Source organism: Leuconostoc pseudomesenteroides KCTC 3652, assembly GCF_014634745.1.
In the GTDB taxonomy this organism is placed as follows: Bacteria; Bacillota; Bacilli; order Lactobacillales; family Lactobacillaceae; genus Leuconostoc; species Leuconostoc pseudomesenteroides.
The window spans coordinates 135,558-156,430 of record NZ_BMBP01000002.1; the positions used below are offsets into that span (position 1 = coordinate 135,558).

Here is a 20,873-nt window from a genome sequence, read left to right on the forward strand (position 1 = left end):
ACTACAATTTTACAAATATAGCATTAAACCAATAGGACAGTTAATCAATAGCATTTTGTAACTCTCAATTATGTTGTCATCCTATTAAACCTTAATTTCATTAAGATAGTGAATCGCTCTCATACAGTCATGTTTTAATCATCAACTGTTCTAAATTCTAAACTGACAGGCTTAAAACTCCAGTAAAATAATCAGCTACCAAAAATGAGTAGACTAAATTCAGTTAATTACCAAATCTAGACTACTCAGTTCAAAATTATTTTAGTGTTATATCTTTTACTTTCACATTTTAATCCAATTTTCGCCATTCTTGGAATTAAAATAGAATTGATCTTGTTTTTTAGGATAAAATGACATGTGCCTATCACTTATTTTTTTAACACCTATCTTAACATTAGTTTGATTAGGTATGCCCAGCTCCTTCATAACATACATATTACCCGGTAAATTATCAAATACGACTTGACCATCCAAATTAGAATAACGAATTAACGGCGCACCATCTCTCTTCAGAGTCACTTTTCCATTTTTGGAGAATAATTGGTAACCTATATCAGCAATAGGCTCTCCATTTTTGTTAAGTCGGTAAAAAGAAAAATTGAATTTCTTTTTTGATAATTTCATCATCACAATTTTTCGACAGAGTAAAAAGAACTGACCAATTAGCAACAACACAACACCAATCAGAATTATGCCTTGTTTCAGAGTATGCCACTTATTGGCGGTATCAATTTTCTTTGTCATATCTGCTGTGTAGGGTACCCGATATCCGGTCACCAACAGTCGATGAGAATTAATCATATATGGTGTACATGTCAAAAGCGTAACTAAATCTTTGTTTGGTTCAATTTTTAATCCTTGATAATCCTCAGGTTTAACAATTTGAATTTTAAAAACCTTATAGGCTAATTTTTTATGCAATACTGTTAAAACAAAAACATCATTTTTTTTAACTTTATTGAGGTTTGTGAATAAAACCCGAGATGCCAATCCACGATGAGCGGAAATAACACTATGCGTTCCTTCCCCGCCAATTGGAAAAGAAGTGCCTTGCAATACTGTTGCGCCATAATTGAGTGTTTCTTCGTTGGTAGTATCAAAAAGAGGTATATCTAATCCGATTTTTGAAATACTAATTTTTCCGATTAAGTGCTTTTTTAGGTCGACGTGTTCATTATAAGTGGACCCAGAAAAAGGATCACTACCTGCCACGATACCGTCTTGACGCAATTTTGCATTTTTTTTACGCATACTGGCTTCTTTAGACAAAATATTTTTGTTTGTTTGAGATTGTAGGGTTTTAATACGTTGTTCATCAATAAAATGATTAAGTGCACCAACATAAAATGGATACAACGCAACCAAAAAACCGATTAAAAAAATAAGATTTAAAATAAAATTTTGCTTTGTTCTCTTCTTTTTAGTCATTTTTTTGATTACTTTCCATTATGATTTGATAATGACTTCGCTTTGTCTTTTTTAAATAAAATCGTTTGTTAGTCAACTTTTTTACATAAGCGCAAAATGGTTTTTCATTTGTCATAGAATTTTCAATTAAAATTTTGTACTGTCCACCGAACAATTTGCCAAAGTTAACTTGGCCGTTTTTATCACTAGTTGCTCGATACATATCGCCCTGCTGATTGAAAAGTGGTTTTCCATTTTTTTGAATCAGTCTAAAAGATAGATTCGGCGCTGGAAGATGATTTTGATAAATATAGAATCGCAATAAATAAGAGCGTTTGGCGGCTAATAGTTCAATTATTTCTCGTTTCAAAATATAACAAATAATCGCAAGAACAGTCACAAGTAGTACCAATAAGACTAACAGATTTTTGGCTTGGTATTGCGAGGTTTGCTTTTCTTGGTGGTCAAATGCTGATTTGCTGAGGGGAACCCTTTTACCAGTGATCAACAGTCGGTGAGTGTTAATCATGTATGGCGTACACGTCACCAAAGTTGCCAAATCTTCGTTTGCTTTTATACCAACATCATTTAAATTCGACGGTAACACAACTTTCTTACTAACTACTTGATAAGCTAATCGCTTGCCATACACTTTGAAAAAAAACTTATCACCTTTCTTTAGCTTATGTAAATTGGTAAACAACAATTGACTAGTCAAACCACTGTGACCTAAAAGCACAGTATGAGTGTTATTACCGCCAACAGGATATGAACTGCCAGGCAACAATGTGATACCTTGTTGCAATAAACTTTCAGTTGTTGTATCAAAAATTGGTAAACTTAGTGATATTTTGGGAATAAATATACTACCTAAGGCATGTTGCCTATAATAAGACTGATCTTCCTTTGGCACATTTTTTAGAGATGTACCAAGAATATTTTTGACTGGAGAAATTCCTAATTGTTGATTTTCTTCATTCTTTTTCTTATTCGCTGCGATTAGTTCCTTTAACTTCTTATCACTTGCTTTTTGATTAATCTGATTAACTGAATTAACCTCTCTTTGCGCAACATAATTATTAACAGCATTGGCAAAAAAAGGGTACATAAATATCATAAAGCCAATCATAAACATAATGGCAATAAACAACTTCAATGAAATATTCGTTCTATTATGATTTATCTTTGACATGTTCTCATTTCCCTTTATAATTTGCCAAACTAAACGCCACCGAGGTATTTCTGAGAAGAATGTCACACTTGATCTGATACTACTTTGATAAAAAAAGCGCGCACCATTATCATGATTTGCACTTTCTAGAGATGAATTAAATGTTTTGTTCTTTCTTATTACGTTTGTTCCAAAGATAAGCAGCACCCATCATCAATGCGCCAATTATTAAGAACAAATAAATACCTGAACCACCTGTTGATGGCAAAATACCTTTTTTGATGTTCGTGATTGTAATCAACTGACTTGCACCAAAGCTTCCCTTTGTCACTGTGAACTTAACAGGTGCTGTCAAAAGTGCATAGCCTTCTGGTGCTTTTGTTTCAACCAAGGCGTAGCTTTGGCCATCTGACAACTTAGCTGAATATTCCAATCCTTTTAGTGATATCGTACCCTTCGAATCTGAAATATATGTTGTAGCACCATCAGCTGTTGCGGCCCAATTGTATGACCCATCAGAAGCTTGTGTTGCATAAGCAACCTTATCACCATTTGCATTCAACTTAACCAACTGGAATTCTGCATTAGCAAGTGTTTTACCACTTTGCTTATCTTGCTTAACAAAATTAATGCCACCAGTATAAATTTCTGGTCCCTGAGTTGGCGTTGAAGTAACGTCAGTGCCATTACCAATATTAAGTGTCGCCGTGTTGTTTAAAGCCTTATCTGGTACTGCAGCGTTAGTTAGCGTTGCATCATAAGTAATAGTTAATTTCTTTCCTGCAGCTGCTTTCACAGCAGCAGTACTTGTATCAAAGGTAATTTTGAAGCCCTTACCATTTTGGTCATTAGCAGCACTTGCTTCAACCTTATAATCAGTGCCTTTTGTTAGTCCTGCAACTTGAACAGTTGACGCATCATCATCGATACCTAAATTAGGTGTATCGACAACATTAAATGTTGATTTATCAGCAATGTTCCAAGGTACAGCAATTTGTAGTTGATAACCAAATGTTTGGCCAAATGTAGCATTGTATACCTTTGTACCATCAGGCAGCGTAACTTCTAAAGCGGCCTTGCTTTTATCATTCAAATCTTTCGTAATAGCAGTTGATTTTTCGTTTTTTGGATAAACATGAATATTAGTATTGATCTCTGAATCAGATCCTGTCTTATAGATAGGTAGTGCCAATACAATTGGATCAGCTTTTTGTGTAATATCCGTTGGTGAATTCGTTTCAACAAATAAGTAAACTTTATCTTTATCACCATCTTTAGAAGCTAAATTTGAGAAAGTCACTGTGCCATCATCACCCTTAGTGACATCTTGACCCACTTGATTTGCATAACTTGGTGCTTTATCAACAGCATCTTTTTGAACAGCTTGAGTAGCTTCTTCAGCCGTTTGCCCACCTTTACGTAGCGCCAAATAATGATCTGTAACATCATAAGCTGTGAAAGTAACACCCGCTAGTGGTGTGCCACCAAAACTGCTATCAACATCACCTGTGTTGGTCTTGTTTGCCGGTACTTGGCCTTCATCAAACACACGCTTGTGTAATGTCACATTAACTGTGTCAGTTGAATCTGCTGATACATTAGCAACACCTAAAACTGCTGAAAGCAATAATGGTAGCACTAGTAAAATTGTATTGGCCAATGTTGACCATGTTTTACGCTTCATTTGTATTCTCCCTTTTTCTTCCTATTTCTTTGTTTCATAAACAAAACTAATATCACCATCACCAAACCAATAACAGAAATAGAACCTATCGCCGCACTCGTTGCTGGTAAAGCTGGCAGTATAGTCGGCTTTTTTTGATAATTCAAGATGCGTGGTTGCGCATTTTTCATAATATAGTCCGGCATAGTACCAGCTGAAATTTTTGATAATGGTTGCCCGTTAACAGTAATTGGTAAAACGTCATTGATACTGTTAACTGCGGGAATATTGACTTTAATTTGCTGAGCTAACTTTGAAATTTCAAAGTTTTTTAATGTTGCAACCTCTTCAAAATAATATTCTCCAGCAACTAATTTAGTATCATTCAAAGCAACTAAGCCATTTTCATCAGATACTATTTTTTTAATTGCGCTATCGTGTAACGGATTAGTTACAATTTGCCAATTATTGTCATTTGTAAGATATTCTTTTCGATTATTATTTAATCTATAAAAGACAAATTTCACCCCAGCTAATGGTGTTTCTTTTTGATCTAATGTTTGACCATATTTGAAAAAATATGGCACTCTTGTAACAATCGCAGACTTAGTATCAATTGTTAAAATATCTTGATGCACTTTTTGATCAGCTGGCACAAAAGCAATTGGATCGGTCATTTGTTCATAAAATAACCCATTGTTATCAAAATGTTTCACCTGCTCTTGAACGATTAAATAGGCTTTACCAATGCTTCTGTCTGCATGAAAGATTGCTTGTCCATTTTCATCAGTTCTTTCAGTCTCAACCAATTGAACGTTGTTTTGTTTAATGTATTTTTCAATACCTTGATTAAGTGATTTTAGTGTTTGAAAATAATTCTCATCATTTTGATGTTTTTGATAATCATTGGTTAAATCGTATAATTTAAAAGTGACATTTGCGCCTGGCATATAAGCCATTGGATCTGAACCATAAACACTTAATTGATGATTAAGCTTTATTGTTACAGGACTAGATAGATCCGCCTCGACATTTTTGTGTGACAGACTAAAACTTAACAGAACAGCTGATAGAATCGTTACAATAGAAATCATCATTTTTTTAATCATGACCGATAACCTCGCTTAATTCTGAAAACATAATAGCCGCCAGCAAGTACCGCGATTAATATGAAAACACCTCCGACAATCAAATAAAGTTCATTACCTGATCCACCAGTAGATGGAAAGACAGTTTTATTGGTATTATTAACCGTTAGGCTAATCTGATTATTACCCGCATCATTTTGTAAGGTTGATTTCCAATCGCCATTATTGTTAGTTACCTTAACGCTGCCATCATCAGAAATTACTATTGTGACGTTTTGACTAGTAATGTAGCCATCAGGCGCTTTTGTTTCTTTCAAAGTATATGTTCCTGATGAAAGATTTTCAAAAGTAAACATCGCTGTTGGATCAGTTTCTTTATAAGACGATGTTTTGCCCGCAGAGTCAGTTAATGTGAATTTAGCACCTTTTAGCGCATTTCCAGTAGTTTTATCAACCTTATTAACTGTCAGATCAAACTTCTTGAGAGCATCATTTTTGACAAATCTAACAACATTATTCTTGTCAGGATTGTTTGATTTATCAGTCGCAATAGAAAAACCATCTTTATAGCCGTTACCATTAGCGGTTGGTGATGTCACACTAATACCTTGCCCACTGCTTGACCATTTACCATCTTGCGATAATGTTATGGGATAAACCGTAGAATCAAGTTGATACCCAGTTGGGCTCTTAGTTTCTTGAATAGTGTAATTACCTGGTGACAGTTGTTGCAACTGATTGTCCTTTAATGTATAGGACTGCTTGCCATCTGCTGATTTAACAATAAATTCAGCGCCAGTGAGTTTATTTGTTGAATTACTTGCATACTTATCAATAATTAAACCATACTGTGTATTTGTGATTGTTGACTCATTCGTTTTGTTAGCAATGCTTGAAACATAACCATCCGTAGCTTCACTAGAAACTTGGTAATTAAATGTATTGCCATTATTGTCATACGCTGGCAACCAAATAGATTGGTTATTTTTACTCAATTGCTTAAACGTTTTTGCCCAGTTATCACTTTTACTCAAAATACCAGAAGCTTGCCAATTAGTTGATTGGTTGTTCACAGTCCTTGTTACATTAAAGTTAATACTATCCGGTCGCTTCGATGCATCAACCAACTCTTGCCATTGCTTGGTAACCTTTATCGCCGTTCCAGGTGCTTTAGCAGAAGGAACGCCGAATTCGACAGCATTACTATCCTTTGTCGGTGTGAAGGTTGTTTTACCATTCATCTGATACCAGTAATCCGGTTGGAATTTATCCGACTCGGTATTCAAATGAACTTGATAGTGAATTTGAACTTCTTGGTTTTTACCGAGGTTCATATTGCTAACAGAGATACTTCCGTTTGATTTGGTAACAGTTGGCAAATTCTGAACGACACTACTACCAACACTTTTGACTGTTGGTGTATCGTCACCGTATATAAACTGGGAACCTAGTGGGTCTGAAATAGTGCCTTGGTTGACGGTGTTGAATTGGCTTAGGACATTTTTTGCCTGATTATTTAAGTAGGTAGTAACGTCCGAAGCACTGTTGGCATCTTGGTAAAGTCCAGATGAAGCAATTAAACTAGCCCTGGAACGCACACTATTGGAAGATAAATAAAGTGGTGAATCCCAATAATTATTATTATTATCATCCCCTAACTGTATCCCTAAAGCATGTATTTCAGTTCCGCTGTCTCTGCTAATTTTTGCTTCTCCAAGCGTTGCTGGCCAAGTATTCCAAATTTTAACATTATTACCAGTATTGTAATATAATCCATAATTCTGTGCACTTGTTGTTGCTCCGTTAGGATCAGTTCCACTAATGTAACGATTATTCCGCTTTTCCCAATTATTTCTCCAACTGACAAATTGCGAAGTCGATCCAGGTTGGTCCTGATCTGAGGAGGAAAATGCTGTTCCATAGGTTGTTCCTGAAATGGTGGTTGCTTGAGTAACCTTATAAGAAAAGGTTGGAACACCATCAGTCAATAAAATCATCATTTTTTGGTGATTATTTTTATCATCATCAAGCATTTTTTGACCTCTACGAATCCCCAATTGTGTGAAGGTTCCACCTGAGAAAGTTGGAGATAACGTGTTATTTATTTGTTCTGTCTGACCAGATGTTGAAAGACTCTGCATCCCAACTTCTAGATACCCATTTGAGCCTGTAACATAACCTCCTGGACTTGAAAATCCGACTAACCCAACATTAACATACTGAGCAATTCCAGCATCTTTGATAGCCTGTAAAAATTGTTTAACGCCGTCTCTAGTTGCCTGTGCTCTATTACTTTTAGTTGAGTTATTATTAGGTTCCATTGATCCCGACATATCAACAACTAACACAATATCGATCGGTTTAATATTCTTAACTTCATTTCCCTTAACATTCAAATAAACATCATATAACCCAGGTGTTGCAGTCTCTTTAGCATACTTACGAATTTGGTAATCAGGGTTACTAGTATCAGTACCAAATTTCAAATATGATTTTGATGTATCAGATGAATCACCATTCCAACTGCTATTCTTGTCCCAACCATTAGTAGTATCCCCACCTTGATGGTTGATTACAGTATTTTGTCCTGGAATAGTCCAAGAGTTAGTTGGCGAAATACCGCTACTGTTATTGGTATATTGCGGTGTTATGTCGCTTGCTGCAGAAGCAGTCAGCATTGGCTGTAAAAATGAACTCGTAACAATCGATCCCATCAATAAAACAATTCCCAAGAAGTGAACAATTTTGTTGCGCAGATTCTTGTGAATATTTTTTTTCATAATTCTCCTCTCTAAGAACATTAATTGTTCTTTTTTATAAAAATTAATTCACAACATCTGAGAAATTTTATTCTTTCTCACCATGAACTGTAGCTCGAGTTTGTCTTTTGCTATTGTAATCTTTATAAAATTCACTCTAATGTTTGTGATGTGTGTATAATTTAAAAAATATTTACATTTTTTAAAAGCAACAAAAACTTTAACTACCCGGGTAGCGTAAGTTTTTTATAATTCCCCCCCATTCTCGAATCGGACAAAGAATGTACTACAATTCTTTTCATGGCTATTAATTATTATCTATTACTTTTTTTATATTTTCATGATACAAAAAGGGATTTTATAGCAAATTCAAATCCATAAACCGGCATATGGTTATTTTTTTATTATTTTTTTTATACAATAATTCACGAGTATCTAAAGAACGAAATTTTTAAGAATACATATTTTTTAGTCTCAATTGTCTGGTCACTATAAATGAATAAACTAGGAGTGTTGATGAATAACATTGCAAAACTAGCAAAAATATTAAATGCTAATGTCTTTTTTTTGGATAGTGCTAAGCAGACCACAAACTTTTTATACAAAAATAATCGTGATTCCAATAATGACATTCATGCTTTTTTATTGAACAAACTAGATTTGGTGCTATCTCACTCGTATACTTCAGTTGATTATGATTTAGGACACGCTGTTATATGTAAAATTAATTCAACTCAGTTAATATGCTTTGTATTTTTATACAAAAAAAGAGTAAATGATAACAACGAACTAATACTTTTACACTCATTACAAAATTTCAAAACAATTGCACAAATTATTTTTACAATGTACAATGCGGTGGAAGCACCCGATGAAGACATTTATATCATAAAAATTGATAACAAAAAAAAGGTAAAACCAACACATTTGGTACCATTTGATTCACAATTATTTTTTGACACAGAAACTGATATTATTAAAGCAATTGTATATTCAAAAAAAAATCAGCTGATCAAAGCATTAGAGCGTCTAGCAGAATTTAACTTAGTAGCTGAACATTTAACAGCCAATAATATTATTCGAGGCGAAAAGAATACCCTCATTTCTTACATATCAATTTTAAATCGGGCAATTATACAATGGGGTTATCCAGCTAAATTAGCTTTCCAATTGCAATATAGTTTAGTGCAGGAAGTGGAATTATCACCCCAATTTTTAAATTTTTTTCAAACCATTAGGGAAATTTCATGGCACTATTTTAACGTTGTTAAAGATTATCGATTTAATAATTTTCTACCATTGCACCAAAGAATTAAACAATATATTAAACAACATATCAGAGAAAATATTACTCTAGATGACATTGCTACTGGATTAAATGCTTCGAAAAAAACGCTAAATCCTGCTTTTAAAAAAGAATACGGTGTCACAATCACACAATTTATTCGACAGACAAAAGTTGAAACAGCCAAAGAGCTCTTGATTGCATCCAATTTGTCACTACTAGAAATTGCTGAATTGCTATCATTCTCAACAGCCACCTATTTTGTCAAAACATTTAAAAAAGTGACAGGTGTGACGCCAAATCATTTCAGAAAACATTTTATTAGCAAATCACTGCTTGACGACTAAAGATTATAAAGCACAAAAAAACGAATTTAGAGAAAACTAAATTCGTTTAAAACATTTCGCAATTTGAATTATAAACTGGCAAAGTACTGTAAAGTGCGAATCATATTCGACGTAAATCCGTATTCGTTATCATACCAAGTAACCGTTTTTACTAATTGAAAGTCACCAGCTGTTGTAATTTCGGTCTGAGTCGGATCAAAGACACCACCATGTGTATCACCAATCATATCCGAAGAGACAATTTCATCATCGTCATAACCAAATGATTCCGATTGATATTTTTTCATGGTATTATTAATTTCTTCAGCCGTTACATGACGTGACAAGATTGAAACCAGTTCTGTCACTGAACCATCAACGACCGCCACACGTTGCGCATGTCCTTGTAATTTGCCTTGCAACTCAGGAATAACCAAACCAATCGCCTTAGCTGCACCAGTTGAATGAGGAATTGTATTAGCTGATGCTGTTCGGTTAGAACGCAGATTGCTTCCTTTAGGACCATCTAGTATCATTTGCGTTGAAGTGAATGCGTGAATCGTCGTCATTGTACCAACTTCAATACCAAATTCTTTTTGTAAAACATAGGCCATGGGGGCTAGCGATTGGGTGGTGCATGATCCAGCTGAGATAATTTTATCGTCTGGGGTTAAAATATTTTGGTTAACACCATAAACGACAGTTGGCATATTTCCAGCTGGAGCTGTCACCAACACTTTTTTGACACCCGCGTCTAAATGTGCCGTCGCTTTTTCAGTTGAGGTATAAAATCCAGTAGCTTCCAACACATACTCAACACCATCATTTTGCACCCATGGAATTTGACGGGCATCTTGCTCTGCGTAAACGTTATAATGTTTGCCGTTCACAATAATACCAGTTTCATCTGCTGACACTTCGGCTTTAAGTTTACCGTGAGTTGAGTCATGCTTTAGTAAGTATGCTAGTATTGCTGGACTTGTCAAATCATTGATGGCTACAACTTCAATATCATCGGCCGATTCTGCTAATGATAGAATTCTCCGAAATGCCAAACGTCCAATACGTCCAAAACCGTTAATACCAACTTTTACACTCATATTTTCTCCTTTATTAATAATTATTTTTATTGTTAATGACATTGCTCACTATGCAATGGTCATGTATTCACCTAGCGCATGTTGCGCTGCAAGATTTAAAATTGACCATTGCTTATCAAAACTAGGCTGGAAGAAAAAATCCGCCTCCGCTAAATCGGATAATGTCATTTTACCTTTAATCGCTAACGCAATTGTGTTAACAATCTCCACCACATTTGCCTGAGACAGAATTTGGCCACCGAGAATCACATGGTTGATTGGATTGTATGTTAATTTAATCATCACTCTAGGATTGTCTAATTTTACAAACGAGGGTAACAAAGATCCAACATATAAGCTACTTTCTGTTTTAATTGACAGATTTTTGGCGCTATAATCGTTTAATCCAGTATTAGCCAATTTTAATCCGAATACTCGTAACGCAGAAGTCCCATTAACTCCTGAAAATGGACGCTCAGGTTGACTCATTTGATAAATATTTTCTGCCACGTAACGTGCTTCACGCCTTGCTGTGGATGCTAATGCAATCGGTGCTTGTTTTCCAACACTAGCGTATGCGGGCAATATTGCATCTCCAATAGCAAAAATATCTGGTTGGCTGGTCCGTAAAAATGGATCAGTTGCTATCCAGCCACGACTGTCTAAATCAACCGTCCCTGCTAACCAATCTGTATTGGGACGAACACCAGCCGCGATGATGCATAAGTCTGCCGCAAAATGTTGCCCATCATCAGTGATAACTTGTGTAACGCCACTATCTCCCCTAAATTCAGATACACCATGACCAAGGTAAAGCGATACACCATTTTTGATGAGCTCATTTTTCACTTCATTAGACAGCGGTTCGTCTAAATAGTTACCCAGAGGATGCGATATTTTATCAACAACAGTGACTTGTTTGCCTGCCTTGGCAAATATTTCTGACGCCTCAATACCAATATAACCGGCACCAACTATAACAACATTTTTGACTGTCTTATCATGCAACTTCTCATTAAGTTTAATCGCCCAATCACGACCACGCATTAGGTAAATATTTTTTAAATCCACGCCTTTAATTGGAATTAGAGCTGGTGTAACGCCTGTTGATAGAATTAATCGATCATAACTATCGGTTGAAATAGCCTCCGTTATTAAATTTTTGACTGTGATTTGATGCACCGATGGATCGATCTTTGTCACTTTACTATTCATCTGTACTTTACCACCACGCATTTCCAAATCCATTGGTGTAAAATTACGCACATCATCTCGTTTAGTAGTCTGCTCTTCAAGAAAGAGTTGCATACCACATGACATAAACGAAATAAAATCGCTTTGTTCATAAACCGTGACATCTATATCACTATAACGATCTAATAATTCAAAGGCAGCCTCATGACCGCCATGCGATGCCCCTACAATAATGACTTTCATTTTTACCCCCCCAAAAAAATCACAACACAACTTTTGCTTTAATCACCTGTATTGCTCCAAAATTTCTGACAACATTTCTTTATTATGGAAGCCAGTCAAGCGATCAACCACCACGCCATCTTTTTTAATAAGTAATGTTGGAATCGCTTTAATGCCTAATTCCGTCGCAACTTTTTGATTATGTTCAGTATTTAGTTTTGTAAATTTAATGTCACTAAATCGTTCAGACATTTCTTCAACTACTGGACTTTGCATCTTACATGGACCACACCAACTTGCCCAAAAATCAGTTAACACTAAACCAGTTCTTGTTTCATCATTGAAGTTTTGATCATTAATTTCTATTACCATTTCCCAATTCCCCCAATTGATTTAATTACCATACAAACTATTCAGGTAATTGCCATACCCCTGTGCTACCATTTGGTCCTTTGGGATAAATCTAAGTGCCGCAGAATTTATGCAATATCGCAAACCGCCTTGATCCTTTGGACCATCAGGAAAAACATGACCCAAATGCGAATCAGCTAATTTTGACTTAACCTCAACCCGTTTCATACCAAATGAATTATCATTGTGTTCAACAACATTTTCAGGTGCCAAAATGTGAGTAAAGGCCGGCCAACCACAGCCTGAGTCGTATTTGTCTCGTGATGTGAACAGTGGCTCACCACTCACGACATCAACATAAATACCATCTTTAAAAAAATTATCGTACTTTCCAGTAAATGCTCTTTCTGTTGTGCCATTCTGTGTCACTTGCCGCTCTTCATTAGTTAGAGTTGCTTTTTGCTTTTCTAATTGTTCTTTGTCCATCACATACTCCCTTCACAATTTATCATTCCAATAGCAATGTTGAAACGCATGACGCGGTCGCATCATGATTGCTTCTCGCATTGGATTTTTCTTGTAAAAATCTTGATGCTCTGATTCTGCATCATAAAATGGTTGAGCATCCTTAATTGCAGTGACAACAGGTTGGTCAAATCGATTTGATTTCTGAAGTTCTTCTTTTGATTCCTGTGCTTCTCTTCTTTGTTCTTCAGAATTAGTAAATATAACTGGTTTGTAGGTATTGCCTCGATCTGCAAATTGTCCCTGATTGTCAGTAGGATCTGAAATCATCCAATATATGTTCAGTAGTTGCTTATACGAAATTTTGCTATCGTCAAACCACACTTTTACTGCTTCAACATGACCAGTTAGATGACTGGATACTTCCTCATAGGTTGGATTGGCAACTGAGCCACCAGTATAACCTGATCTGACTTTTTGAATGCCATCCATTTTTTCAAATGGCTCCACCATACACCAAAAACAACCACCCGCAAATATTGCTGTTTGAATTGCCATAATCACTTCTCCTTGCTTTTATTAGTTTGATATCGATCGGTAAAAAATGTTAATAAGTGTTTTAAACTTAATCCGTGCCAAATTGTACCATCATTCATTTTGATAACCGGAAAACTACGATACCCCATTTGTTTTAATTTCTGCAAAGTTTCCGGATGATTTTCAATGTTTACTGTTTCAACCTGAACGCCACAATTCATCAGGATTCTTGCAGTAATCCTACATTTGAGACACCCCGTCACATGATAAATAACTGCCAACTTTTGCGTCATTCTCATTCACCCCTTGTACATCATAAATACCACAATTTGAGTCAACAACACCAGCGTCACTTGTCAAAACATTCGCTAAATATTTATTTTGTTCTAACTTCAAGTCACCATTTCCAAGTTGTGGTAGAGCATACTTTTTAATGTATATTTTGCCTAAATTAGATTCAATCGTGGTGTCGAAGTCCTTTGTGATTTGACTTTGTGTTGCTAATATCAAGTTGAAAGCAACATCCAACGTGCAGGTTGCCGCGTTAGAAAACGGACCGACACCATCATCAAAATCTAAAATCAGCACTGTTTCCGGATGAGTTACTTTGCTTATTTTTTTCGTTAAATTTTCTGAAACTGATAACATAAATTATTCCCCCAAAAAAATTATTCTGAAATATTTTTAAACATTTTTTCTGTTAGATGAACCATCTGCTGCCATTCTTCATCAGTTAATCCGCTATTACTAGCTAACAATTGTGGAAGCTGCAATGCTTGCTGTCGTTTCAACTTTCCCTCAGATAACAACGTCAACTCAACAATTCGCTCATCTTCAGTTGAACGTACTTTTGAAATTAATCCCCTATCGGTCATTCTTTTAAGCATGGGTGATAATGTACCATATTCTAAGTCCAACAGTCTTCCCAACTCATTAACCGTTAGTTTTTGCTTATCGTAGAGAGCAACCAGCACAAGATATTGCGGATATGTTAATCCCAATTGTTTTAGTCGTGGCATATACATTCGCTGAATTGCACGAGAGGTCACATAGATATAAAAACACAAGTGGTTGTCTAACTTAATGTTGTCATTATTAACTGGAATTTCCAAGTTCGTCGCCTTCTTTCTTAACAACTACATTGTACACCATTAAATCGTGCACAATGTATAAATTAGCGAAATTCCCAAAAGAAGGATAAAGAACAATGTTTAGCGGTGTGTGTAACATTTTGTACACAAAAAAAGGCAAGCCTACCAAAAGCTTACTCTTTTTAATTGCGATATATATTACTTAACGGCATCCTTCAAGGCTTTACCAGGCTTGAATGCAGGAACCTTTGAAGCAGCGATTTCGATTTCTTCACCAGTTTGTGGGTTACGACCCTTACGAGCTGCACGATCACGAACTTCAAAGTTACCGAAGCCAATCAATTGAACCTTTTCGCCCTTTTTCAAAGCTGCTTCAATTGATGCAAAGACAGCATCAACTGATGCGACAGCATCTTTCTTTGTCAAACCAGTTGCTTTTGCAACTGAATCTACTAATTCTTGCTTGTTTGCCATGTTCTTTTCTCCTGAGAGTTATTTTATGATTGGCGCAAAGCGCCGTGTGAAATTTGTCGAAACATTATTTCATGTACTTAGAATAACACAAGAAAGCGCTTATGTGTAGTGTTATCAAGGGTTTTCGGCATTTCGTAATAATTACGTTACATAATTTCAATATTTGTGAAATTAAGTTACTTTCTGGCACGAACAATTAGCTTAATCGGTGTCCCTGTAAAGTCAAAGGCTTCTCGAATTTTATTTTCAAGGAAGCGTTCATAAGAAAAGTGCATTAGCTCTACGTCGTTGACAAATATAACAAATGTTGGCGGCTGAACTGCTACTTGTGTCGCATAGTAGACACGCAAGCGCCTACCATTATCCGAAGGTGTCGGATTAATCGCAATAGCGTCCATAATGACATCATTCAGGGTTGACGATCCAATTCGCTTTCGGTGGTTGTCATCAACATCCTTTACCAACTGAGGCAATCTGTCTAAACGTTGGCCCGTTTTGGCTGACACAAAAACAATCGGTGCATAGTCCAAAAATTTGAATTCATCCCGAATCAAATTTTCAAAATCAGACATCGTGTGATCATCCTTTTCAATTGCATCCCATTTGTTTACAACAATAATCATCGCACGGCCAGCATCATGCGCAAAGCCAGCCACATGCTTATCTTGTTCTCTAATACCTGCTTCTGCATCGAGAACCATTAAGATAACATTGCTATCATCAATGGCCTTCATAGCGCGCATCACGGAATACTTTTCAGTATTTTCATAGATTTTACCGCGTTTTCTCATACCAGCGGTATCTACCATCACAAACTCGTCACCATCAGGCGTAACAAACCGCGTATCGATAGCGTCACGTGTCGTACCTTCAATATCAGAGACAATGACTCTTTTTTCACCTAACATCGCATTTACAATTGAAGACTTTCCAACGTTTGGGCGTCCAATAATACTAAATCGTATGGCTTCGTCTTCTTGTTCAGCAGCTTCATCAGGGAAATGTTTAACCACTTCATCTAATAAATCCCCTAGGCCAATACCATGAGAACCAGATACAGGGAATGGATCACCTAAACCGAGCGCGTAAAAATCATAAATATCATTACGCATTTCTGGATTATCAACCTTGTTAACTGCTAATACAACAGGTTTGTCGGTTTTATACAGCATTTTAGCGACGACTTCATCAGCTTCGGTCAAACCTTCTCTACCTGAAACAACCATGACAATAACGTCTGCTTCATCCAAGGCCAATTCGACTTGTCCTCTGATTTCAGCTAGAAATGGCGCATCGCCAATTTCAATACCACCGGTATCAATCATTCGGAAGTCGTAATTCAACCACTCAGCTGATGCATAAAGTCGATCACGAGTGACGCCAGGCATATCTTCTACGATAGCGATACGTTCCCCAGCCATTCGATTAAAAATAGTTGATTTCCCAACATTTGGACGACCAACAATTGCTACTATTGGTGCAGCCATATCAGCACCTCCTTTTTATATTGCGTTATCATAAAAAAAGAACTGGCGAACCAGTTCTTCTCAATAAGAATTCTTAGAACTTACCATCAAAAATGTCGCCCAAAGTTGCAGCTGAATCGTCCTCTTGTTGCTTGTAAGCAGCAATATCGGCACGTGAAGCTGAACCATCGTTTGCATTACCGCGATCTTCGCGTTCTGGCTTTTCTTCCAAAGCCTTCATTGACAAAGAAATGCGTTCTTCTGCAGGCTTAACATCAAGCACTTGAACTTTAACCTTATCACCTGACTTCAAAACGTCTGATGGGTTTTCAATGCGCTTGTGCGAAATTTGTGACACATGGACAAGACCTTCAATGCCAGGGAAAATTTCAACAAAGGCACCAAAATCTTTAACACGCTTTACTGTACCTTCAAGTACAGTACCAGCTGGTGCTTCTTCAGCAACCTTGTCCCATGGACCAGGTTGTGTTGCTTTAATTGACAATGAAATGCGACCCTTTTCAGAATCCAATGCCAAAATTTTAACATTAACAACTTCACCCTTTGTCAAAACATCCGCTGGGTTCTTAACACGATCATGTGAAATTTCTGATACGTGCACCAAGCCATCAACGCCGCCCAAGTCAACGAAAGCACCAAAGTCAGTTAAGCGAGCAACTTTACCTTCAACAACTTCTCCAACTGTTAACTTAGCAAATGCTTCTGCTAATTGTGCAGCACGTTCTTGCGCAGCAACAGCCTTACGTGACAAAATCAAGCGTGCTTTTGAAGCATCAATTTCAATAACTTGCGCTTTAATATCTTTATTCTTGAATTGATTCAAATCTGAAACGAAACGATCAGCAACCATTGATGCTGGGACAAAGCCACGAACACCATTGACATCAACAATTAAGCCACCACGGACCGCATTGATAACTTTTGCATCAACAGTGTCCCCTTCAGCAAATGACAAGTTTTCCCATGCCTTACGTGCTTCCAAACGCTTCTTTGATAGCAAGTATGCAACACCTTCTTTGTCGCTTGTAACATTAGAGATGACAACAGCTTCAACGCTGTCACCAACTTTTAATTCGTCTGCCAGGTTGATGTTACGATCGTCTGAGTACTCACGTGCTGGCACAACTCCTTCTTCACCGGTATGCAAACCAATAACTGCTTGGTTATCGTTATCAATGGCTAATACCTCACCGGTAACGACATCTCCTACCTTAATTTGATCTGCACTTTCAAGAGCTGCTAAAAGCTCGTTGTTTGTTTCACTCATGACGTCAAACGTCCTCCTACAATTTACACTATGAATATAGTGTACCAAATATTTCAACTCTTGTATAGTAAAAAACACGGTTTAAACCGTGTAAATTAGAAGTTCAATGAATTTTTGATAATTTTTGTAATTTCATCAACCACTTGATCAATTGTTTGTCCAGTTGTGTCGACAAGTATTGCATCTTTTGCCTGCACCAAAGGACTAATTTGGCGGTGAGAATCTTTATAATCGCGTGTTTCTATTTCTTTTCTTAGTGTATCCAAATCAGTTGCAATCCCCTTGGATACATTTTCTCGATAACGTCTTTGGGCACGTTCTTCGACACTAGCCACCAAAAATATTTTAACTTGCGCATTTGGCAGTACGGTAGTGCCAATGTCACGCCCGTCCATAATGACGTTATCATGGTTGGCAATGGCTCGCTGACGCTCAACTAAACTTTTTCTAACAGCAGCGTATGAGGAAACGAGTGACACATTATTCGTTACTTCAGTTGACCGAATCAGTGATGTGACTTCTTGACCATTCAGAAAAACGTGTTGCACAGGTGTTCCTGGTTCAAAATGAATATCAGTTTTATCAAGTAGTTTAGTGATATCTTGTTCATCTTCATAAGGAATGCCGGCTTGCTTGGCTGCCAATGTAATAGTACGATACATGGCACCGGTATCAACATAGACATACTTTAAGTTGCCTGCTAATATTTTAGCAATTGTTGACTTTCCCGCTGATGCTGGTCCGTCAATTGCAATTTGAATATTTGTCATCATTGTTATCCTTGCTTATTGAATGTTCAACGCAGTGCCAGCATATTGCGTGTAATTATCAACCGTCAAACCAGGGTTCAAAGCGATTACTTGCTCTGTTGTCAAACCATGTGTAACAGCAAAATTATACAATGTTTGGCTGGTACCCAAAACAGCTGTTGTAGTAGCAACACTTGATGACGCTGCACTTGATGATGAGGCAGCAGTTTCATCATCAGTTGTACTTTCAGAACTACTGCTTGCTTCTGATTGGGAAGAGCTGGACACACTACTTTCAGAAGACGTTGTCTCAGAAGAAGTGGAGGTGCTACTAGATGATTTTTTGGTTGAGGATTTGTGTTGACTCGATGATGAAACGGTTTGCGGTGTAGAACCTTTGTGGTTACTGAAGAAGCCATAAACTGGGAAGGCTGATAAAATGACCAAACCCAATACAATTAAGGCAACTCGCAGCCCTTTATTTTCAGACTTTGAATCAGATGTTCTTGCAAACTTAGGTTCAATCTTTTTATTTTTGGGCCGATTAGATCGGCTCATGTTATTTGGGTCATAATCGTTCATATTTAAACGACCTCCATATTTATTCATTCAAATAAGATTTTACCACATCCCCACATTGTTTTTTGATAACGTTTTATTAAGAAACGATTTTTTGCCATAACGGCGTCAAACTAGCTTTTACAATTTCACCTGTTCCGAACCAAATAATCCCTTGAATCAGGTTAAATGGCAATACCATGCCAAATAGATAAGTTTTGATACCGATCAGGCGGTTAATGTCAAAATTTGCAAAAGTTGCGTACAACGGTATTGCAACCAACCAATTAATGATCATGGCTACAGCAGTAATTGCAATCACGCTGATCACCATAGCAATTAATTTTTTATACCATTGCATTTTTTGTGACATCATTAACCCTAAGACCAGAATAAAAGTTAACACGACAGCCACATTAACAGGCAAACCCAGATAAGTATTGATTCCCTCATTTGCTAAAATGAGTTTTAAGATTGTTCTTAAAAACACAACCCAAACTGCGGCCGTCATACCTAACCAACTTAGGGCGATCATAATTGGAACGATTGAAAAGTCCAGTTTCAAAAAATCAGCACCAGGTATTAATGGTAATTGCGGAAAAAGCATTAACCCAAAAGAAATAGCACTTAAAATTGCAATCAAAGTTAAACGCTGAACACGTTGTACCGGTGTCGTTGTTAGTAACATATTTTTTTCCTCTTAACTTGGCACATATTGACCAAATCAAAAAAACTGCGCAATTTGTCAGGGTACAACAAAAAGGCAGTTTTCACTTTCTTTTTTAGACTTCTTTATACCCGACTGTACGGTCGGCTTTGGATTTTGACCAAATCAACTGCTTGCGCAGGTCGCGGGCTTACCATTTTTAAAATACTATGTCTCACCGCCGGTTAGGATTTACACCTGACCCTGAAGTTTATATTCAATTTGAATAAATGATACCACGAAATTACTTGCGTCGCAACATCCGATAATCTTGTGCCTGCAGTTGTTTCACTTCGGCATTTGTCAATTTACGATATTCACCAGGTTGTAACCCAATCAAATCAAAGAAAGCATACTGCTCACGTTTCAATTTTTCAACCGGTAAACCAACTTTTGCTAGCATATTTTTAACTTGATGATTACGACCTTCATGAATTGTCAATCTTACCATGCTCGTCTTTTTATCATGATCAACGCGTGTGATCGCAACGCGAGCTGGTGCTGTTTTACGCCCCTTGATCACAACACCTTTTTTCAATGGGGCAAGTTGTGCTTCCGTAGCAATACCTTTCACTTTGGCCATGTAAGTTTTATTAACTTGAGACTTTGGGTGCATCAATTGATTGGCAACTTGACCATCGTTAGTCAGTAGCAAAGCCCCTGTCGTGTCATAATCCAAACGGCCAACTGGATAGACGCGTTGATCAACATCTGCCAAAATATCAAGCACTGTTTTGCGACCTTTTTCATCATCATTTGTTGTCACGACACCTCGGGGTTTATTAAGCAAGTAATACACAAGCTTCTCTCTACCTTCGATAGGCGCACCATCAACTTGAATGTGATCACCATGTGTGACCTTAACACCTAACGTGTTGACGATTTGACCGTTAACTTGCACCCGCCCCTGACTAATCATTTCTTCAGCACCGCGGCGCGACGCTAAGCCAGCTTGGGCAATCACTTTTTGTAATCGTTGTGGTTCTTCAGGCAT

At 36.9% G+C, this 20,873-nt stretch carries 21 protein-coding genes and 1 riboswitch; of the genes, 1 reads left to right on the top strand and 20 read right to left on the bottom strand.

All coding sequences use genetic code 11. The features are described from left to right. Positions 1-282: 282 nt before the first annotated feature. The 5 genes from IEU65_RS02975 to IEU65_RS02995 form a co-directional block, all read right to left on the bottom strand. A complete protein-coding gene (locus IEU65_RS02975) occupies positions 283-1,428 on the bottom strand; it encodes a class C sortase (protein ID WP_147651793.1) in 1,146 nt (381 codons plus the stop codon). Continuing rightward, the gene (locus IEU65_RS02980) at positions 1,421-2,599 is read right to left on the bottom strand and encodes a class C sortase (RefSeq protein WP_010294062.1); all 1,179 of its coding nucleotides are present in this window, start codon (positions 2,597-2,599) and stop codon (positions 1,421-1,423) included. Before IEU65_RS02980 ends, IEU65_RS02975 begins: the two co-directional genes overlap by 8 nt. 136 nt (positions 2,600-2,735) lie before the next feature. Then, the gene (locus tag IEU65_RS02985) at positions 2,736-4,262 is read right to left on the bottom strand and encodes a SpaH/EbpB family LPXTG-anchored major pilin (RefSeq protein WP_010294065.1); all 1,527 of its coding nucleotides are present in this window, start codon (positions 4,260-4,262) and stop codon (positions 2,736-2,738) included. Then, positions 4,259-5,350: a prealbumin-like fold domain-containing protein gene (locus tag IEU65_RS02990; RefSeq protein WP_010294067.1), complete on the bottom strand. Its 1,092-nt coding sequence runs from the start codon at positions 5,348-5,350 to the stop codon at positions 4,259-4,261. The genes IEU65_RS02985 and IEU65_RS02990 overlap by 4 nt, the downstream gene beginning before the upstream one ends. Then, positions 5,347-8,109, bottom strand: coding sequence for a SpaA isopeptide-forming pilin-related protein (locus tag IEU65_RS02995; protein WP_010294069.1), 2,763 nt, complete (start codon positions 8,107-8,109; stop codon positions 5,347-5,349). Before IEU65_RS02995 ends, IEU65_RS02990 begins: the two co-directional genes overlap by 4 nt. A 495-nt stretch (positions 8,110-8,604) precedes the next feature. On the opposite strand from IEU65_RS02995, the gene IEU65_RS03000 reads away from it, so the two are divergent. Next, positions 8,605-9,720 (top strand): helix-turn-helix domain-containing protein, encoded by a 1,116-nt coding sequence (locus IEU65_RS03000; RefSeq protein WP_010294072.1) that lies wholly within the window; start codon positions 8,605-8,607, stop codon positions 9,718-9,720. Positions 9,721-9,788: 68 nt separating this feature from the next. On the opposite strand, the gene gap is transcribed toward IEU65_RS03000, so the two are convergent. The 15 genes from gap to IEU65_RS03075 all read right to left on the bottom strand — a co-directional run bounded on the left by gap (position 9,789) and on the right by IEU65_RS03075 (position 20,873). After that, positions 9,789-10,799, bottom strand: coding sequence for a type I glyceraldehyde-3-phosphate dehydrogenase (gap, locus tag IEU65_RS03005; protein ID WP_010294075.1), 1,011 nt, complete (start codon positions 10,797-10,799; stop codon positions 9,789-9,791). A gap of 48 nt (positions 10,800-10,847) precedes the next feature. Further along, a complete protein-coding gene (locus tag IEU65_RS03010) occupies positions 10,848-12,215 on the bottom strand; it encodes an FAD-dependent oxidoreductase (protein ID WP_010294077.1) in 1,368 nt (455 codons plus the stop codon). A gap of 42 nt (positions 12,216-12,257) precedes the next feature. Further along, complete coding sequence (gene trxA / locus IEU65_RS03015) at positions 12,258-12,566, bottom strand: thioredoxin (RefSeq protein ID WP_010294079.1); 309 nt, start codon at positions 12,564-12,566, stop codon at positions 12,258-12,260. Between the two features lie 21 nt (positions 12,567-12,587). Next, the gene (gene msrB, locus IEU65_RS03020; RefSeq protein WP_010294081.1) at positions 12,588-13,031 is read right to left on the bottom strand and encodes a peptide-methionine (R)-S-oxide reductase MsrB; all 444 of its coding nucleotides are present in this window, start codon (positions 13,029-13,031) and stop codon (positions 12,588-12,590) included. Between the two features lie 12 nt (positions 13,032-13,043). After that, positions 13,044-13,568 (bottom strand): peptide-methionine (S)-S-oxide reductase MsrA, encoded by a 525-nt coding sequence (gene msrA / locus IEU65_RS03025; protein WP_010294083.1) that lies wholly within the window; start codon positions 13,566-13,568, stop codon positions 13,044-13,046. 2 nt (positions 13,569-13,570) lie between these two features. Beyond that, positions 13,571-13,846, bottom strand: coding sequence for a glutaredoxin family protein (locus IEU65_RS10540; RefSeq protein WP_147651797.1), 276 nt, complete (start codon positions 13,844-13,846; stop codon positions 13,571-13,573). Continuing rightward, a complete protein-coding gene (locus tag IEU65_RS03035) occupies positions 13,788-14,195 on the bottom strand; it encodes an iron-sulfur cluster biosynthesis family protein (protein WP_010294088.1) in 408 nt (135 codons plus the stop codon). Before IEU65_RS03035 ends, IEU65_RS10540 begins: the two co-directional genes overlap by 59 nt. A gap of 20 nt (positions 14,196-14,215) precedes the next feature. Continuing rightward, on the bottom strand, positions 14,216-14,659 hold the full coding sequence (locus IEU65_RS03040) for a MarR family winged helix-turn-helix transcriptional regulator (RefSeq protein WP_147651799.1): 444 nt from the start codon (positions 14,657-14,659) through the stop codon (positions 14,216-14,218). Between the two features lie 177 nt (positions 14,660-14,836). Beyond that, positions 14,837-15,112 carry a non-specific DNA-binding protein Hbs gene (hbs, locus tag IEU65_RS03045; protein WP_004910092.1) on the bottom strand — a complete coding sequence of 92 codons (276 nt, stop codon included), beginning with the start codon at positions 15,110-15,112 and terminating at the stop codon, positions 14,837-14,839. 176 nt (positions 15,113-15,288) lie between these two features. Then, positions 15,289-16,599 (bottom strand): ribosome biogenesis GTPase Der, encoded by a 1,311-nt coding sequence (der, locus tag IEU65_RS03050; RefSeq protein ID WP_010294094.1) that lies wholly within the window; start codon positions 16,597-16,599, stop codon positions 15,289-15,291. A gap of 73 nt (positions 16,600-16,672) precedes the next feature. Beyond that, positions 16,673-17,866, bottom strand: a complete 1,194-nt coding sequence (gene rpsA / locus IEU65_RS03055) for a 30S ribosomal protein S1 (protein ID WP_004910088.1) — start codon at positions 17,864-17,866, stop codon at positions 16,673-16,675. Positions 17,867-17,961: 95 nt separating this feature from the next. Then, positions 17,962-18,639 carry a (d)CMP kinase gene (cmk, locus tag IEU65_RS03060; RefSeq protein WP_010294096.1) on the bottom strand — a complete coding sequence of 226 codons (678 nt, stop codon included), beginning with the start codon at positions 18,637-18,639 and terminating at the stop codon, positions 17,962-17,964. A gap of 12 nt (positions 18,640-18,651) precedes the next feature. Beyond that, positions 18,652-19,197, bottom strand: coding sequence for a hypothetical protein (locus IEU65_RS03065; RefSeq protein WP_010294100.1), 546 nt, complete (start codon positions 19,195-19,197; stop codon positions 18,652-18,654). A 76-nt stretch (positions 19,198-19,273) separates the two neighbouring features. Beyond that, complete coding sequence (locus IEU65_RS03070) at positions 19,274-19,861, bottom strand: ECF transporter S component (protein ID WP_010294103.1); 588 nt, start codon at positions 19,859-19,861, stop codon at positions 19,274-19,276. Positions 19,862-19,954: 93 nt separating this feature from the next. Further along, positions 19,955-20,095: riboswitch (FMN riboswitch) on the bottom strand. Positions 20,096-20,123: 28 nt separating this feature from the next. Then, the gene (locus IEU65_RS03075; RefSeq protein ID WP_031941333.1) at positions 20,124-20,873 is read right to left on the bottom strand and encodes a pseudouridine synthase; all 750 of its coding nucleotides are present in this window, start codon (positions 20,871-20,873) and stop codon (positions 20,124-20,126) included.

What these genes read in the sequence shown, in the direction of transcription:
- rpsA (WP_004910088.1), bottom strand. Translation starts at nt 17,866, where the DNA reads ATGAGTGAAACAAACAACGAGCTTTTAGCAGCTCTTGAAAGTGCAGAT.
- IEU65_RS03035 (WP_010294088.1), bottom strand. Translation starts at nt 14,195, where the DNA reads ATGTTATCAGTTTCAGAAAATTTAACGAAAAAAATAAGCAAAGTAACT.
- IEU65_RS03070 (WP_010294103.1), bottom strand. Translation starts at nt 19,861, where the DNA reads ATGTTACTAACAACGACACCGGTACAACGTGTTCAGCGTTTAACTTTG.
- IEU65_RS03010 (WP_010294077.1), bottom strand. Translation starts at nt 12,215, where the DNA reads ATGAAAGTCATTATTGTAGGGGCATCGCATGGCGGTCATGAGGCTGCC.
- trxA (WP_010294079.1), bottom strand. Translation starts at nt 12,566, where the DNA reads ATGGTAATAGAAATTAATGATCAAAACTTCAATGATGAAACAAGAACT.
- IEU65_RS02975 (WP_147651793.1), bottom strand. Translation starts at nt 1,428, where the DNA reads ATGACTAAAAAGAAGAGAACAAAGCAAAATTTTATTTTAAATCTTATT.
- msrB (WP_010294081.1), bottom strand. Translation starts at nt 13,031, where the DNA reads ATGGACAAAGAACAATTAGAAAAGCAAAAAGCAACTCTAACTAATGAA.
- IEU65_RS03065 (WP_010294100.1), bottom strand. Translation starts at nt 19,197, where the DNA reads ATGAACGATTATGACCCAAATAACATGAGCCGATCTAATCGGCCCAAA.
- IEU65_RS02985 (WP_010294065.1), bottom strand. Translation starts at nt 4,262, where the DNA reads ATGAAGCGTAAAACATGGTCAACATTGGCCAATACAATTTTACTAGTG.
- IEU65_RS03075 (WP_031941333.1), bottom strand. Translation starts at nt 20,873, where the DNA reads ATGCCTGAAGAACCACAACGATTACAAAAAGTGATTGCCCAAGCTGGC.
- IEU65_RS03000 (WP_010294072.1), top strand. Translation starts at nt 8,605, where the DNA reads ATGAATAACATTGCAAAACTAGCAAAAATATTAAATGCTAATGTCTTT.
- IEU65_RS02990 (WP_010294067.1), bottom strand. Translation starts at nt 5,350, where the DNA reads ATGATTAAAAAAATGATGATTTCTATTGTAACGATTCTATCAGCTGTT.
- cmk (WP_010294096.1), bottom strand. Translation starts at nt 18,639, where the DNA reads ATGATGACAAATATTCAAATTGCAATTGACGGACCAGCATCAGCGGGA.
- msrA (WP_010294083.1), bottom strand. Translation starts at nt 13,568, where the DNA reads ATGGCAATTCAAACAGCAATATTTGCGGGTGGTTGTTTTTGGTGTATG.
- hbs (WP_004910092.1), bottom strand. Translation starts at nt 15,112, where the DNA reads ATGGCAAACAAGCAAGAATTAGTAGATTCAGTTGCAAAAGCAACTGGT.
- IEU65_RS02995 (WP_010294069.1), bottom strand. Translation starts at nt 8,109, where the DNA reads ATGAAAAAAAATATTCACAAGAATCTGCGCAACAAAATTGTTCACTTC.
- der (WP_010294094.1), bottom strand. Translation starts at nt 16,599, where the DNA reads ATGGCTGCACCAATAGTAGCAATTGTTGGTCGTCCAAATGTTGGGAAA.
- IEU65_RS02980 (WP_010294062.1), bottom strand. Translation starts at nt 2,599, where the DNA reads ATGTCAAAGATAAATCATAATAGAACGAATATTTCATTGAAGTTGTTT.
- IEU65_RS10540 (WP_147651797.1), bottom strand. Translation starts at nt 13,846, where the DNA reads ATGAGAATGACGCAAAAGTTGGCAGTTATTTATCATGTGACGGGGTGT.
- gap (WP_010294075.1), bottom strand. Translation starts at nt 10,799, where the DNA reads ATGAGTGTAAAAGTTGGTATTAACGGTTTTGGACGTATTGGACGTTTG.